This window comes from Rhodococcus sp. YH3-3, assembly GCF_001653035.1.
GTDB lineage: Bacteria > Actinomycetota > Actinomycetes > Mycobacteriales > Mycobacteriaceae > Rhodococcus_F > Rhodococcus_F qingshengii.
In genome coordinates this window covers 2,649,946-2,665,117 of record NZ_BCWH01000001.1, presented here as the reverse complement: position 1 = coordinate 2,665,117, position 15,172 = coordinate 2,649,946, and the positions used below count along the sequence as shown (strand labels likewise).

Annotated in this window: 12 protein-coding genes and 1 pseudogene; 10 read left to right on the top strand and 3 right to left on the bottom strand. The window is 63.0% G+C overall.

Annotation, left to right across the window (positions count from 1 at the left end):
• The first annotated feature begins 22 nt into the window (after positions 1 to 22).
• Genes YH3_RS12435 through YH3_RS12425 form a run of 3 tightly spaced genes read left to right on the top strand, consistent with a single transcriptional unit; the run spans position 23 to position 2,659 of the window.
• Entirely contained in the window at positions 23 to 1,663 is a 1,641-nt protein-coding gene (locus YH3_RS12435) for an acyl-CoA carboxylase subunit beta (protein WP_003940853.1), read from the top strand.
• Positions 1,660 to 2,001, top strand: coding sequence for an acyl-CoA carboxylase subunit epsilon (locus tag YH3_RS12430; RefSeq protein ID WP_007731147.1), 342 nt, complete (start codon positions 1,660 to 1,662; stop codon positions 1,999 to 2,001). The genes YH3_RS12435 and YH3_RS12430 overlap by 4 nt, the downstream gene beginning before the upstream one ends.
• Before the next feature lie 16 nt (positions 2,002 to 2,017).
• Entirely contained in the window at positions 2,018 to 2,659 is a 642-nt protein-coding gene (locus YH3_RS12425; RefSeq protein WP_007731146.1) for a nucleoside triphosphate pyrophosphatase, read from the top strand.
• Positions 2,660 to 2,797: 138 nt separating this feature from the next.
• On the opposite strand, the gene YH3_RS12420 is transcribed toward YH3_RS12425, so the two are convergent.
• Positions 2,798 to 4,114 (bottom strand): HNH endonuclease signature motif containing protein, encoded by a 1,317-nt coding sequence (locus YH3_RS12420; RefSeq protein WP_064443419.1) that lies wholly within the window; start codon positions 4,112 to 4,114, stop codon positions 2,798 to 2,800.
• Between the two features lie 61 nt (positions 4,115 to 4,175).
• The gene (locus YH3_RS12415; RefSeq protein WP_238592563.1) at positions 4,176 to 4,556 is read right to left on the bottom strand and encodes a hypothetical protein; all 381 of its coding nucleotides are present in this window, start codon (positions 4,554 to 4,556) and stop codon (positions 4,176 to 4,178) included.
• A 299-nt stretch (positions 4,557 to 4,855) separates the two neighbouring features.
• Here YH3_RS12415 and YH3_RS12410 point away from each other — a divergent pair, with 299 nt between their 5' ends.
• Entirely contained in the window at positions 4,856 to 5,962 is a 1,107-nt protein-coding gene (locus YH3_RS12410; protein ID WP_082920510.1) for an IS110 family transposase, read from the top strand.
• A gap of 16 nt (positions 5,963 to 5,978) precedes the next feature.
• Here the strand turns inward: YH3_RS12410 and YH3_RS12405 are convergent.
• Positions 5,979 to 7,286: pseudogene (locus YH3_RS12405) on the bottom strand (MFS transporter); the annotation flags it as partial.
• 150 nt (positions 7,287 to 7,436) lie between these two features.
• Between YH3_RS12405 and YH3_RS12400 the strand changes: the two are divergent.
• The 6 genes from YH3_RS12400 to YH3_RS12375 all read left to right on the top strand — a co-directional run bounded on the left by YH3_RS12400 (position 7,437) and on the right by YH3_RS12375 (position 15,170).
• Positions 7,437 to 8,930: a condensation domain-containing protein gene (locus tag YH3_RS12400; RefSeq protein ID WP_042449584.1), complete on the top strand. Its 1,494-nt coding sequence runs from the start codon at positions 7,437 to 7,439 to the stop codon at positions 8,928 to 8,930.
• Complete coding sequence (locus YH3_RS12395) at positions 8,930 to 10,393, top strand: condensation domain-containing protein (RefSeq protein ID WP_050654892.1); 1,464 nt, start codon at positions 8,930 to 8,932, stop codon at positions 10,391 to 10,393. Before YH3_RS12400 ends, YH3_RS12395 begins: the two co-directional genes overlap by 1 nt.
• A 118-nt stretch (positions 10,394 to 10,511) precedes the next feature.
• The gene (locus YH3_RS12390) at positions 10,512 to 11,417 is read left to right on the top strand and encodes a sulfurtransferase (protein ID WP_003940962.1); all 906 of its coding nucleotides are present in this window, start codon (positions 10,512 to 10,514) and stop codon (positions 11,415 to 11,417) included.
• The gene (locus tag YH3_RS12385; RefSeq protein ID WP_003940804.1) at positions 11,414 to 11,830 is read left to right on the top strand and encodes a SufE family protein; all 417 of its coding nucleotides are present in this window, start codon (positions 11,414 to 11,416) and stop codon (positions 11,828 to 11,830) included. The genes YH3_RS12390 and YH3_RS12385 overlap by 4 nt, the downstream gene beginning before the upstream one ends.
• Positions 11,831 to 11,834: 4 nt before the next feature.
• On the top strand, positions 11,835 to 13,235 hold the full coding sequence (locus tag YH3_RS12380) for a condensation domain-containing protein (RefSeq protein ID WP_003940858.1): 1,401 nt from the start codon (positions 11,835 to 11,837) through the stop codon (positions 13,233 to 13,235).
• A gap of 138 nt (positions 13,236 to 13,373) precedes the next feature.
• Positions 13,374 to 15,170, top strand: coding sequence for an acetyl/propionyl/methylcrotonyl-CoA carboxylase subunit alpha (locus tag YH3_RS12375; RefSeq protein ID WP_030535031.1), 1,797 nt, complete (start codon positions 13,374 to 13,376; stop codon positions 15,168 to 15,170).
• The last annotated feature ends 2 nt before the right edge of the window (positions 15,171 to 15,172 follow it).

The window sequence follows — 15,172 nt, the reverse complement described above, 5'->3', positions numbered from 1 at the left end:
CACTCTCGTTAAGCTCACGTCCATGACCACTGTCCAAGAGCCGAACGCGCCGGAGGCGGCGGCCGCACCCGATATCCACACGACCGCGGGAAAGCTCGCGGACCTGCGGAATCGCCAAGCCCAGGCGCAGGCACCGAGCGGCGAAGCCGCCATCGACAAGGTGCACGCCAAAGGCAAGCTGACCGCCCGCGAGCGCATCACCGCCCTCCTCGACGAGGGCTCCTTCGTCGAACTCGACGCACTGGCACGGCACCGAAGTGTGAACTTCGGTCTCGCTGACAACCGCCCGGTCGGCGACGGCGTCGTCACCGGTTACGGCACCATCGACGGCCGCGACGTCTGTGTCTTCTCACAGGACGCCACCGTTTTCGGCGGATCGCTCGGCGAAATCTACGGTGAGAAGATCGTCAAGGTCATGGACCTCGCGATCCGCACCGGACGGCCCCTCGTCGGCATCAACGAAGGTGCAGGCGCGCGCATTCAGGAAGGCGTCGTCTCGCTCGGCCTCTACGGCGAGATCTTCCACCGCAACGTCCAGGCCTCGGGTGTCATCCCCCAGATCTCACTGATCATGGGACCCGCCGCCGGCGGCCACGTGTACTCCCCCGCACTGACCGACTTCGTCGTGATGGTCGACGAGACCTCCCAGATGTTCGTCACCGGCCCCGACGTCATCAAGACGGTCACCGGTGAAGACGTCACGATGGAAGACCTCGGCGGTGCTCGCACCCACATGGTCAAGTCCGGCGTCGCCCACTACGTCGCTTCCGGCGAGCAGGACGCACTCGACTACGTCAAGGACCTGCTCAGCTACCTGCCGTCCAACAACCAGGCAGCGGCTCCCCGCGGCGAGATCACCGACCCCATCGTCGGTTCGATCGAAGACAGCCTGACCGCCGAGGACATCGAACTCGACACCCTCATCCCGGACTCGGCCAACCAGCCGTACGACATGCACGAGGTCATCCGTCGCATCCTCGACGACGACGAGTTCCTCGAGGTCCAGGCCGAGCGCGCGATGAACATCATCGTCGGTTTCGGTCGCGTCGACGGACGCTCGGTCGGCATCGTCGCCAACCAGCCCACCCAGTTCGCGGGCTGCCTCGACATCGACGCCTCGGAGAAGGCCGCTCGCTTCGTGCGTACCTGCGACGCGTTCAACGTCCCGATCATCACCCTCGTCGACGTTCCCGGTTTCCTCCCCGGAACCGAGCAGGAATACAACGGCATCATCCGCCGCGGCGCGAAGCTCCTCTACGCATACGGAGAAGCAACGGTCGGCAAGATCACGGTCATCACCCGCAAGGCTTACGGCGGAGCGTACGACGTCATGGGCTCCAAGCACATGGGCGCCGACGTGAACCTGGCATGGCCGACCGCTCAGATCGCCGTCATGGGTGCATCCGGAGCTGTCGGATTCGTCTACCGCAAGCAGCTTCTCGAAGCCGCGAAGAACGGCGAAGACGTCGATGCATTGCGCCTCAAGCTGCAGAACGAGTACGAGGACACACTCGTCAACCCGTACGTCGCCGCTGAGCGCGGATACGTCGACGCTGTCATTCCTCCGTCGCACACCCGTGGTCAAATCGTTTCCGCGTTGCGACTGCTAGAGCGCAAGGCCGTTTCCCTTCCGCCCAAGAAGCATGGGAACATTCCCCTATGACCGCAACCACCGAGGACATTCTCAGCGAAGATGTCGCACTGGCGGAGACTGCACCGACCAACGGTGCGGTCGTCGAGGGAACCGCGACGGATGCTTCGCTCACGGAGCTGACCGAGACGTCGACCTCCGACGCGTCGGTCATCAAGATCGTCAAGGGTTCGCCCACGGACGTCGAGATCGCGGCACTGGTCAGCGTGCTTGCTGCGGCTGCCGGCAGCGGTCAAGCTCCCGAGTCGAACGTTCCCGCGGAGACCTGGGGCGATCCGACTCAGTTCCACCGCACGCGTGCGCCGTTCTCGCCGTACGCGTACCTGAACCCCGCGATCCGTCGCAGCTGACGATCACTCTGCTGACGTGACTCAACTGGTTCTGGCTTCAGCGTCCCCGGCTCGCCTCGCAGTTCTGCGGGCGGCCGGGGTTTCGCCGCTTGTGCGTGTCTCCGGCGTCGACGAGGACAAGATCGCCGACAACCTCGGACCCGACGCCGCCCCCGAAAAAGTCGTGACGGTGCTGGCGGAGGCCAAGGCCGCCGAAATCGTCCCCGGCCTCGCCGCCGACAATCTCACCGACGTAGTCGTTGTCGGGTGCGATTCGATGCTCCTGATCGACGGGCAACTTCAAGGCAAGCCGGGCAGCGTCGATATCGCCCGAAAGAGATGGGCCGCAATGGCCGGACGCAGCGCCACTCTCTTGACCGGGCACTGTGTCCTACGCGTCGCCGACGGCCGCATCGTCCGCATGGCCTCGGATCACAGCGCAACAGTGGTTCATTTCGCGCAACCGTCCACCGAGGATCTCGAGGCATACCTGGCAACGGGCGAGCCGCTCCAAGTCGCCGGAGCATTCACGCTCGACAGTCTCGGCGGCTGGTTCGTGGAGAGGATCGAGGGTGATCCCTCGAGTGTCATCGGTATCGGATTACCTTTGGTACGAACACTTCTCGAGCGTGTCGGGGTTTCCGTCTCGGATCTCTGGCGCACGCAGAGCATCTTCTGACGCGTTTCTCCAAGCACGTTTTCTCCAAGCACGTTTTCTCCAAGCACGTTTTCTCCAAGCACCACTGACCAGCCCCGCATCGGGTCCATGCCGATGCGAAGCTGGTCGTTTTTGTTGTCACCGAAAAGGTTTGACCCTTCAGGTTTTGAAGGTGGTGTTCGCCGGCCTCGGTTGCTGTCCGGGGTCGATCGAGGGCGGCGGAATGAACCAGGGTTTGTTGTCGACACCGATCCGAATCGCCCACTTCCCGACGAACCCTGATTTCCGGTGCATCAACCGGTGGTGCGAACGGCACAGCAGGACCAGGTTGTTCATCACCGTCGGCCCGCCGTTCGCCCAGTGCCGAATATGGTGCGCATCCGTCCAGGCGGGCACGCATGTGCAGCCCGGGAACGCGCAGCCTCTGTCTCGGGCGATCAACGCCACTCGCTGTTCGGGGGTGACCAACCGTTTCCCGGGTTTCGCATCCAAGGGCGCGCCGTGATCGTCGAGCAGGACCGTGGAGAGGAAACAGTCACACCCGAGGAGCCTGGTCTGCGACACCGACAGCGGTCCCAGCCAGGGCATGTGCCCGACATCGAGATCCGACAAGTCCAGATCGTGTGAGCCTTCGTCGTCCACATCAGAAGGCGACGCGGCACAATCCCGATGCTCAGCCAAATCACGAGCATTGATGTGAACGTTCACGTGCGGGCGTTGGCCACCATCGGTGCCGGTTTTCGCGCAGTCCAGATACCGGCGGATCAGTTCGGTGAACCCGTCGGCCGTCCGTTTCGCCGCGGACCGGGCATCGGGAGTGCCGTCTGGTGCCGGGGTGGGCATCGTCAGGTTCGACAGGGCCGAGAGCAACATTTCTCCGGTGAGGGCGTCGAAATCCCCACTCACCACCACGCGACCATTGAGCGTCGAGGCGATGCGGAGCTCGTTCCGGTCGATGTCTTCGGCGGGTGGAATCTCATCCGATTCGAAGATTCGCTCCAAGGTCGCGATCACGTTCCGCACCTTCGTCGTCGTCGCCTCCACCCCCGACGCAGCAGCCAACAACAAATCGATGCACTTCGGGAGCGCCTCCTCCGGCATCCCCTTCGGTGGTGACTCACAGAACGCCACGATCAACACGGCATGATCGAACGAGCAATCCCCGCAATCGAAGCCTGCCGCCACCGCAGGAAACGGCCGCAAAGCTGCACCCAACGCGGCGATCTTCTTCCCGACCCGAACCTGCAACATCGTGTTCGCCGCCAACCACGCACCCACCCCGCGGCTGGCAATCACCTGATCATCCGGGCGCAACGACAACTCGTCCACCACAGCCACACGAACGGCTTCCAGGCGCAGAATCTCCGCACTCGCCTCGACAGCAGCAGCACGCAACTCGGCAGCAGACAACTGCCACAGGCGTCCGCGTAACCCCACCGCAGAACCAGACACCACGTCCGACAACAAGACACCCATTGAATCCCCCGATCCCCTGCACACAGGGTACTCGAACACCCGTTCGAGTCAAGGGCAATTTTCAGACCGGCGAATTGACCCGCGGCAGAGCAGTCGACGCCAATCCGATACCGAGCGCAATTGCTGCGATGATCGCGAGCACACGGCGCTGCGCTTCGAGAAATGCTTCGCCGGCCGCCGCGCGAGTCGATGCGTACGCGGCATCAACTGCCACCTGAACGGATTGACCCCCGGCACCGGCGGAGCCGTCCCGGCGACATTCCGGCGCCACCTCCATCGGTGTTCCGGATGCCAATTGGCTTGTCGCGCAATCGACAAAGGCCTTTTCGGCGATGTCGATCAGGCCGGGACCAACGCCGGCAGCTTCAAGGTTCGCAACGTACTCGGGCCGCTCCCCCTGCACTGCTTGCGGAGCTTGCCCCGCGACGAGCGAGAAGAACACCACTCCGATAGTGAGACTGTTTGTGCCGGTGTTTTCGGATTTCCTGACCGTTAACGCATGGAGACGAGAGAATGCTGGTGCCGGGAGTTCCCAGTGTTCCTGACCCGCACTCCGATCGACGATCGTATGTCTTTCCTTGGATTTGTCGGTTCCTGGGAACCCCCGGTGAGGCGCTACGCCTCACCGTCGGGGTGACCTGAGGAGAGCCTGCACCACCAGGTGCTCATCACTGTCTTGTCCGCCGGTTCGGTCGATGCGCGGCGCCGCCTTGCTCATCGGTCAACGGAGAGGAAAGCGACATGACAAGGATGCCTGACAAAGCCGATCTCGATCAAGACCGGGAAGTGTTCGCCGGAGTCGATACCCACAAAGAACTGCACGTCGCCGCGGTGATCGATACCGACGACAACGTCCTCGGAACTCGCAGTTTTCCGACCACCCGAAACGGGTATCGAACCATGCTGACCTGGATCGGCGAGTACGGCAATCTGATCCGGATCGGTATTGAGGGCACTGGCTCCTACGGAGCTGGGCTGACCCGCCACCTCGCGAAAGCCGGCGTGACGGTACTCGAGGTGGACCGCCCCGATCGCTCGGACCGCCGCCGTAAGGGCAAAAACGACGACCTCGATGCCATTAACGCAGCGCGTGCAGCCAAAACCAACCGGCGCACCACCACCCCGAAATCGAAAGACGGTGCCGTCGAGTCACTTCGTGTGTTGAGGGTGACCCGAGCCCATTCGGTACGAGAGCGGCGCAGTGCGCTGCAACTATTGCGGATGACGATCATCTCCGCTCCCGACGAGCTGCGCGAGCAGGTCCGCGATCTGACGCGGATGCAGCTGATACGCCTCCTCGCCGCGTGGCGGCCGGATGTCTCGAACGCTACCGATCCTGTGACCGCCTACCGGGTTTCGCTGAAATCCCTGGCTCGCCGCTATCTCGAATTGACCGACGAGATCGCCGATCTCGACGAACTGATCAACCCGATCGTGAAAGCCCTCGCACCTCAACTACTCGAGCGCGTCGGAATCGGTATCGAAGTCGCCGGACAAATGCTTGTCACCGCCGGCGACAATTCCGATCGAATGAAATCCGAAGCCGCGTTCGCGATGCTATGCGGTGTCGCGCCGCTACCCGCATCTTCTGGCATGACCCAACGCCACCGCCTCAATCGCGGCGGTGACCGCCAAGCCAACCGAGCCTTGCATCTGGCCGTCATCGGCCGCATTCGACTCGACCCGAAAACCCAGGCCTACGTAGAGAAGAAAACCAGCGAAGGCCACTCGAAACTGGAAACCATTCGGTGCCTGAAACGCTACCTGGCTCGCGAGGTCTACTACCTCCTCAACCCTGGACCGCAGACCATCACCCCGAACACCCGACACCATCGAAAAGCAGCTTGACTCTCAGGAGAGCATCCAAGGCCAGTCCGATGGAGCTGCCAACCTGCTGAACGGTAGGAAGCAGTCCCGACACCGAACCCGCGTGCGCGGGTTCGACCGTCGCAAGGATCGCGGTTTGCAGTGGTGCCACGAACAGTCCGAGACCTGCGCCACCGAGAAGCAGCGGACCGGCGAGCGCGAGCCAGCGTGGATCGGTTCCTTCGCGTTCGAGGATGATCGACAGCGCGATCAGCGAGCCGGCAAAGACGACCATCCCCAGGATCAGAACACGGTTTCCGAGCATCCGGTACACCGCCGATGAGAGAACCGCCGCCACGCCCATTCCGACGGCCCACGGCAGCGTCATGACGCCCGCTCGCAATGCGGAGAACCCGAAGCCGAACTGAAGGGTGAGACTGATGGTGAAGATCAAGGAAGTCAGGGTGCCGAAGAAAACGAACGCAAGAACCGCGCCGATTGTGAAGGCTCGGTCGCGGAAAAGCTCGAGACGAAGGACCGGATCGCCGCCTCGTTTCGCCAAACGCGATTCGTAGAGCACAAACGCCAATGCCACCGGCACCGACATCGCGAGCATTACGACAAGACCTGTGGGCCATCCGCGCGCCCTTCCCTCGGCCAGGGGAAGGATCAGCAGGAACAGCGCCAGTGATGACAGTGCGGCGCCGATGAGGTCCAGTGAGCGCACATGCTCAGCGCGAGCATCGACGAGATGGAAATATCCGAGAATCAAGGCGGCGATGCCGATCGGGATGTTGACGAAGAAGATCAGGCGCCAGCCCCAGTCGAACAGATTCCACTCGATCAGCAGCCCGCCGATCAGAGGCCCACTGACCGTTGCGAGCCCGATGGTCGCACCGTAGATCCCGAAGACTCGCGGATGCCTGGCCTTCGGAAACAGACCCGAGATGATGGCGAACGTCTGGGCGGACATCGAACCGGCCGCCAATCCTTGCAGACCCCGGAAGACGATCAACATCGTCGCGCTCTGCGCGAGCCCGCACAGCAACGAGGCAACCACGAATACGGACAGGGCGGTCAGAAAAACAACTCTACGGCCGAACAGGTCCCCCAGCCGCGCTGCAGTGATCAACGAACACGCGAAAGCCAGGATGTACACGCTGACCATGAGCAACTGCGCCGATACGCCTGCTTGAAGATCGACGGCGATACTCGGAAGCGCGACGTTGACGATGGTCGCGTCGAGCAATTGCATGAATGCCGCCGCCAGACTCGTCGCCAACCCGAGCCAGGGCGTCAGAGAACCAGCTCGCCGCCCGCCCTTGTGGTCGGCGCCGACAGCGTCACCTAAAGGGTCCGGAAGCACCGAATGATCCTAATCGAACACAACGCTTCTAGAACCTGTTCTTGTTTAGATTGTAGTATTTCGGACAATTCAGTCCCCCAGATGGGATAGTTCGTCGTCTGCCCATTTTCAGAGCAGGCTTCTCGACGACACACGCAGGAGTTCTACTCGATGGATCTGAACTTGATCACCCATTGGCACCCGCTTCCTGGGCGGGTAATCGAATGGGGCGTCACGCATGCTTCCGCTCAACGAGCCGCCGAAGCCGAGATCGACCGAGAACTACCCCCGACCACGATGCAGGATCGCCACCTGCGACGCGCCCGCGTCACCGCAGAGAAGGGCGATCCGCAGTCTCCGTGGATCGGTATCGCCTTCGATTTCGCAGGAACACTGGACCGCGACGCCATGACGCGAGCACTTCAGCGCTACATCCGTCGCCACGACACGCTGCACAGCTGGTTCTCGTTCGACGAAGCAACCACCGACGCTGCGGACACCTCGTTCGAGGTCCGTCGACACGTGGTGCCGGTCGAAAGCATCGAACTCGAGTACCGCGTCGGCGACGACGTCTCCGAATCCGAGGCGATCCGCGCGCTCGTCGCGACCAAGTTCGCCACCGAAACCAGCGCGCTGCAGTGGCCGGCCTTCGTGTTCGGTGCCGTCGAGCACCACCATGCCGACCTCGAAGCCGATCCGAGCTTCACCCTGTTCCATGCAGTCGACCACGCCCATTCGGACATGAACTCGATGGTGCTGATGTACGCAGAATTGCGTCAGCTCTACGCCGCGGAAACGACCGGATCGCATCCCGAGCTCGGGCCGGCCGGAAGTTACGCACAGTTCGGTCGCGTCGAACGCGAGCGAACAACCGAACTGACGATGCAGTCACCCGAAGTGCACCAGTGGCTCGGTTACCTCATGCGCAGCGGCGGCTCGTTCCCCGGATTTCCGCTCCCGCTCGGGGCCGAAGACGCGCCCAAACCGGCTATCGGTTCACGCTTCGACCTGGCCGACGACATCGAGTGCGAGAAGTTCGGTGCGGTTTGTAAAGCCAACGGCGCCAACTTCATCGGCGGAATGTTCACCGCGCTCGCGATTGCGGAATTCGAACTCGCCGGACGCGACAAGTACATCGCCCTCTCGCCGGTCAGCACACGAACCGAGGCCGACTCGTTTGCGCAGGGCTGGTACATCAACCTGATCCCGGTCGGCATCGACGTCGACGACAAGCGACGCTTCACCGAGTTGGCAAAGCTCGGGCAGCAGGGGTACCACGACGGCAAGGCACTCCTCGATGTCTCTGTGCAGCAGGTCATCGATCTGGTTCTGTCGAGCTTGGCCGAGTCGGATTCCGCACCCGGCGGACTGTCGAAGACGCTCACCCCGCCGCCGATCGTCTCGTACATCGACGGCCGACGCATGCCGGATCCATACAGTTACGCCGAGACGAAGGCAACGGGAATCGTCGGCGGCAAAGAGACTCAAATCGCGTCGATGTGGATCAACCGGATGCACACCGGAACCTGGATCGCCGTGTCTCACCCCGACACCCCCATTGCCCACGAATCGGCCACCCGCTTCGCCGAGCATGTCTCGAAGATCATCAAAACTGTTGCAGCTCAAGGCGACTACTCGTTCGTGGCACCAGAGGGAGTGGCCTGATGCATGTCACCTCGATCGATCGATACGGACTCGACCCCGGAATCGTCACCGAATGGTCGCTTCAGCCCGCGGACGGCGCCGTCACCGAGTCGGAAGTACCACCGTCGTACAACCAGCATTTTCACCTCGAGACTGCGCGAACACACGGCATGGGCCGGAGTGTGTGGATGGCAGCCGCATTCGACCTTCCCGGAGAACTGAATCGGCCTGCACTCGATCTCGCGCTGCGCCTGTTCATCAGTCGCCATGACACTCTGCACACAGGATTCGAGGTGGGCGAGTTCACCACCACCCGAATGGGACTCGATCCAGACGGCACACACATCGAGACTTCGGAACCTCTGAAATTCGATTCGACCGAAGACCTCCGAGCGCATCTCAAGAAGCGATTCACGACGGTATGCGATCCACTGACCTTCCCTGCATACACGTTTGCCACGGTCGAACGCGAAGAGCATTACACGGTCCTGAGCGCGTTCGATCACACACTCGTCGACGGCTACTCGTTGGTCATCGCTCTCGGGGAACTGCGACAGATCTACGAGGGACTGATCGCCCTACCCGACCTGACCGACCACGAGGCCGTCGACGCAGTGATGAGCCGACTGGGTGACCCGGGAAGTTTCGTGCGGTACTGCGAACTGGAGGCAGACGCTCTGCTTCCCGTCGACAACGACCCTCGAATCCGAGAGTGGGCAAGGTTCTACGAGATCTGCGGCGGCACATCACCGAGTTTCCCCTTGGATCTCGGCGTCGAGGGCGGAAAGCCCGCGCCGCAGGGCGCCGATGTGCGCGTGCTGCTCGACGAGGAATTGACTGCGACGTTCGACGAGATCTGCCTATCCGCCGGCGGTAGCGTGTTCACCGGAATCCTCACTGCGATGGGACTTTCCGTCCACTCGTACACCGGGCAGTCGACGCTTCCGCTGCAATTTCCGCTTCACATTCGCAAAGATCCGCGTTGGGCCGACGCGATCGGCTGGCTCACCACCAGCGCGCCGATCACGGTCCAGATCACTCCCGACGCGGATTTCGGTGCATCCCTTGCACATACGCACGCGTCGTTCCGAGTTGCGTTGACGCTCGAGGGCGTCACCATGGCCCAGGTTCGAGATGCTTTGGGCGACAAGATTCGACGCACGCGCACCGACGTCTTCATGGTGTCGTACATCGATTACCGCAAACTACCCGGCACAGACGATCATGATCTCCTCAACGCCCATCACATCAGCAATGTGACGGTCGCCGACGATGCCCAGTTCTGGATTTCGCGAACGAACCGTGGTCTCTCGCTGCGTTCACGCTTTCCCGATACCGAGACGGCAAACGACACCATGGTGAATTTCCTCACCGAACTCGACCGGATTCTGAGAGAAGTCTGCGCCCGGGGCGTGACGCCGATCGGAAGTGTCACCGAACAATTGAGAGATTCGAGCGTCGGAGCAGGAACACCGAGGATTTAGGGTCGGCAACGGGCACGAGCAGGCAGAACCTGCTTCCGGGCGTCTCACCTTGCGCACAGCGCATAGAATCGATCAAGTCCGTGTTCGAACCGAACGATTCGTCTTCAGGAGTACGCCCGTGCCCGTTGCCCCCGATCCCTCAACCGCGTTTGCCGAGTTCGCGCATCCCGACCGGTTGGTCTCGACGGAATGGCTCTCGGCGAATCTCGGTGCGCCGGGCCTCAAGGTTGTCGAATCCGACGAAGACGTGTTGTTGTACGACGTCGGCCACATCCCCGGAGCCGTGAAGATCGACTGGCATCTCGACCTCAACGATCCGGTCACCCGCGACTACATCGACGGTGCGAAGTTCGCAGAGTTGATGAACCGCAAGGGCATCGGCCGCGACGACACCGTGGTCATCTACGGCGACAAGAGCAACTGGTGGGCGGCCTACGCACTGTGGGTCTTCACTCTTTTCGGCCACGAGGACGTCCGTCTTCTCGACGGTGGCCGCGATGCGTGGATCGCCGAGAACCGCGACACCGCTTTCGACGTTCCCGACATCACGTCGACCGATTACCCGGTCGTCGAGCGCAACGACGCTCCCATCCGCGCATTCAAGGACGACGTTCTCGCGCACTTGGGCGACGGGCCGCTCATCGACGTGCGATCTCCGCAGGAGTACACCGGCGAGCGCACCCACATGCCCGACTACCCCGAAGAGGGTGCGTTGCGTGGTGGACACATTCCCAGCGCGCTCAGCATCCCGTGGGCGAAGGCAGCGGCACCGGACAGCCGCTTCCGCACCCGTACCGAACTCGGCGAGATCTACGGCGACCTGTCGGCCGACGACAACATCGTCGCGTACTGCCGCATCGGTGAGCGTTCCAGTCACACCTGGTTCGTGTTGACTCATCTTCTCGGCTACCCGAACGTTCGTAACTACGACGGTTCGTGGACCGAGTGGGGCAATGCCGTGCGCGTCCCGATCGTCCAGGGCGAAGAGCCCGGCGCCGTTCCGTCCTCTGTATCGGCGTCATGAGCGCTCTTCCTTCGGCTCTGGCCGAGATCGTCGACGACTTCGCGGCCGTCGGCGCCTCGGACAAGCTCACCCTTCTTCTCGAGTTCAGCCGAGAGCTGCCGCCGTTGCCGGCGGAGCTCGAGCAGAGCGCGATGGAGCCGGTCCCCGAATGTCAGTCGCCGCTCTTCCTCTCGGTCGACGATTCGGATCGCGACAACGTCCGTCTGTACTTCAGCGCTCCCCCCGAGGCTCCCACGACGCGTGGTTTCGCATCGATCCTCGCGCAGGGGCTCGACGGCCACAGCGCCGACGAGATCCTCGGTGTACCCGACGACTTCTATTCGGCGCTCGGTCTCGCAGAAGCCGTGAGCCCGCTCCGTCTGCGCGGAATGTCGGCCATGCTCGCGCGCATCAAGCGGCACTTGCGGGGCTGAAAACATGGAGTTCACCGAACTGGCCGACTATGCGATTCCGGCCGGCGCACTCGTCGAATGGTTGCCGTGCGCAACCGGGCCCTGGGTTCCGGATCCGCGGCCCGTCTCCTACATTCACGAGGCACATCTCAACCGTTCCGCTGCAGGCGCAGGCGACAAGTCTTGGCTGGGAACAGCTTTCGAGATTTCCGGCCCGCTCGACGTCGATGCGTTCCGAGTCGCTCTCGGCCGGTGGATCGACCGTCACGAAGTTCTGCGCTCGCATACCGTCCTCGAACCCTCGAGCGGCGAGATCACCCGGCACACGGTCCCGCTCGGCGGAATCGACATCGGGGTCGTCAGCCACGGCTACGACGCGTCCAGCCAGGACAACTTCGACCACCTTCACCGCCTGTTCGACGATTACGCGTCCCCGCACAGTTGGCCGTCGTACGTCTTCGCGACGTTGACGCCCCGCGGTGGCGACGGTCCGTTCACCGTGTTCTTCGCGGCGGACCACTCGATCATCGACGGGTTCTCGATCGTGCTGGTCGCTCACGAGATCGCAGCTCTGTACCGCGAGGCCTCGACCGGTAGTGCTGCAAATCTGTTTCCGGTGGGCAGCTACGTCGATTTCGGTGCCGTCGAACGCGAGCAGATGGCCGACATGGAAGCCGAGAAGGCTGCGGTCGAGATCTGGCGAAAGGCTCTCGGCACGGACGGTCTACCCCAGTTCCCGCTACCGATCGGTGACCGTGGAACCGATTCTCAGAACGGCCTGTCGACCTGGCTGCTCGACGCCGACCAGTCCAAGGCCTTCAGTTCGACGTGTGCAGCCACCGGCGTGGGGTACTTCGCCGGACTTCTCGGCGGACTTGCCGCTGTAGGTCGCGAAGTCGCGGGATCCGATCGATTCGAGGTCGTGACGCCGGTTCACACCCGCAGCGCTCAGGAGTGGGCGGGTGCGCTCGGCTGGTTCGTCGGACTGTGCCCGGTCGAGTTCGCCGTTGGATCGGACTGTTCGTTCGGCGACCTCGCGACACGCGCCGCCGAATCCATCGCTTCGGTCAAGCCTGCCGCAGCTGTCCCGTTCGATCGGATCGGTGAGCACCTCGAAACCCCGATCCGACCGCGATTCGTCGTGTCCTACATGGACGTTCGCTTCGTGCCCGAAGCCGCACAGTGGCCCGAATGGAACGCCAGAGCACTTCGAAGCAAGGCATATACGCACGACGTCTACATCTGGATCAACCGCACACCCCAGGGACTCAACCTCGCGGTCAGGTACCCAGGCAACGAGACGGCGAACGCCGCGGTTCACGCCTACGTGGCCGCACTGCGCCGGACCATCGAAGAAATCGTCACCGAACCGGACGCCGCCACCTCCGACAGCTACTCATCGGTAGTTTTCGAAACCGTTTCCTAAGCCGGAGTGGGCTTTAGCGATCCGGTTACAACCAGCGCCGAAGCGATGCATACACTCCGAAGTGATGCCAATCCCCCGATGGTGAAATCCCAGAGGAATACACCGCGGAGACAGACTATGCGAACCACAGGAGGCTCAGTGCCCAGTCATGCCAGCGCGCACATTACGAAGGTGCTTGTCGCGAACCGCGGTGAAATCGCGGTACGGGTCATCCGGGCGGCCAAGGATGCCGGCTACGGCAGCGTTGCCGTTTACGCCGAGCCCGATGCAGACGCGCAGTTCGTGAAGCTCGCAGACGAGGCATTTGCCCTCGGTGGACAGACGTCCGCCGAGTCCTACCTCGTGTTCGACAAGATCCTCGACGCAGCCAAGAAGTCCGGCGCCGACGCCATCCACCCCGGCTACGGTTTCCTCTCCGAGAACGCCGACTTCGCCCAGGCCGTCATCGACGCGAACCTCATCTGGATCGGTCCGTCACCGCAGTCCATCCGCGACCTCGGCGACAAGGTCACGGCACGCCATATCGCAGAACGCGCGAAGGCGCCGATGGCAGCAGGCACCAAGGATCCCGTCAAGGGCGCCGACGAGGTCGTCGCATTCGCCAAGGAATACGGCGTCCCGGTTGCGATCAAGGCTGCCTTCGGTGGCGGTGGACGCGGCATGAAGGTCGCCCAGACCATCGAGGAAATCCCCGAGCTGTTCGAGTCGGCCACCCGTGAGGCCATCGCAGCCTTCGGTCGCGGCGAGTGCTTCGTCGAGCAGTACCTGGACAAGGCCCGCCACGTCGAGGCTCAGGTCATCGCCGACCAGCACGGCAACGTCGTCGTCGCCGGTACCCGCGACTGCTCGCTGCAGCGTCGCTTCCAGAAGCTCGTCGAAGAGGCTCCCGCTCCCTTCCTGACGGACGACCAGCGCGCACGCATCCACGCATCCGCCAAGGCCATCTGCAAGGAAGCCGGCTACTACGGCGCCGGAACGGTCGAGTACCTGGTTCAGGGCGACACCATCTCCTTCCTCGAGGTCAACACCCGCCTGCAGGTCGAGCACCCCGTCACGGAAGAGACCGCGGGCATCGACCTCGTGCGTCAGCAGTTCCTCATCGCCAACGGCGAAGAACTCTCCATCAAGGAAGATCCCACCCCGCGTGGACACTCCTTCGAGTTCCGCATCAACGGCGAAGACGCCGGCCGCGGCTTCATGCCTGCCCCCGGCCCGGTCTCCGTCTACCGTGAGCCCACGGGCCCCGGCGTTCGCGTCGATTCCGGTGTCGTTGCCGGCGACGTCATCGGCGGACAGTTCGACTCCATGCTCGCCAAGCTCATCGTCACCGGCGCCACCCGCGAAGAAGCCCTCCAGCGGGCATCGCGCGCTCTGGCCGAGTTCGAGATCGACGGCCTCGCGACCGTTCTCCCGTTCCACCGCCACATCGTCGAGAACCCGGCGTTCATCGGTGACGGCGAGAAGTTCGACATCTACACCAAGTGGATCGAAACCGACTGGGTCAACCCCATCGAGCCGTACGCAGGCGCCGGTGCTCCCGTAGACGACGAGGACGAGGCTCTGCCGCGTCAGAACGTCGTCGTCGAGGTCGGTGGACGTCGCGTCGAGGTTTCCCTCCCGGGCCAGTTCTCGCTCGGCAACGGCGGCGGCGCTGCCTCCGGTGCGATCCGCAAGAAGCCGAAGGCGCGCAAGCGCGGCGGCGCCGGCGGAGGTGCAGCATCGGGTGACGCTGTCACGGCTCCGATGCAGGGCACCGTCGTCAAGGTTGCAGTGACCGAAGGCCAGGAAGTCGCAGAAGGCGATCTGATCGCCGTTCTCGAAGCCATGAAGATGGAAAACCCCGTCAACGCGCACAAGGCCGGTGTCGTCACCGGACTGTCCGTCGAGCCGGGTGCAGCAATCACGCAGGGAACGGTTCTCGCAGAACTGAAGTAGGG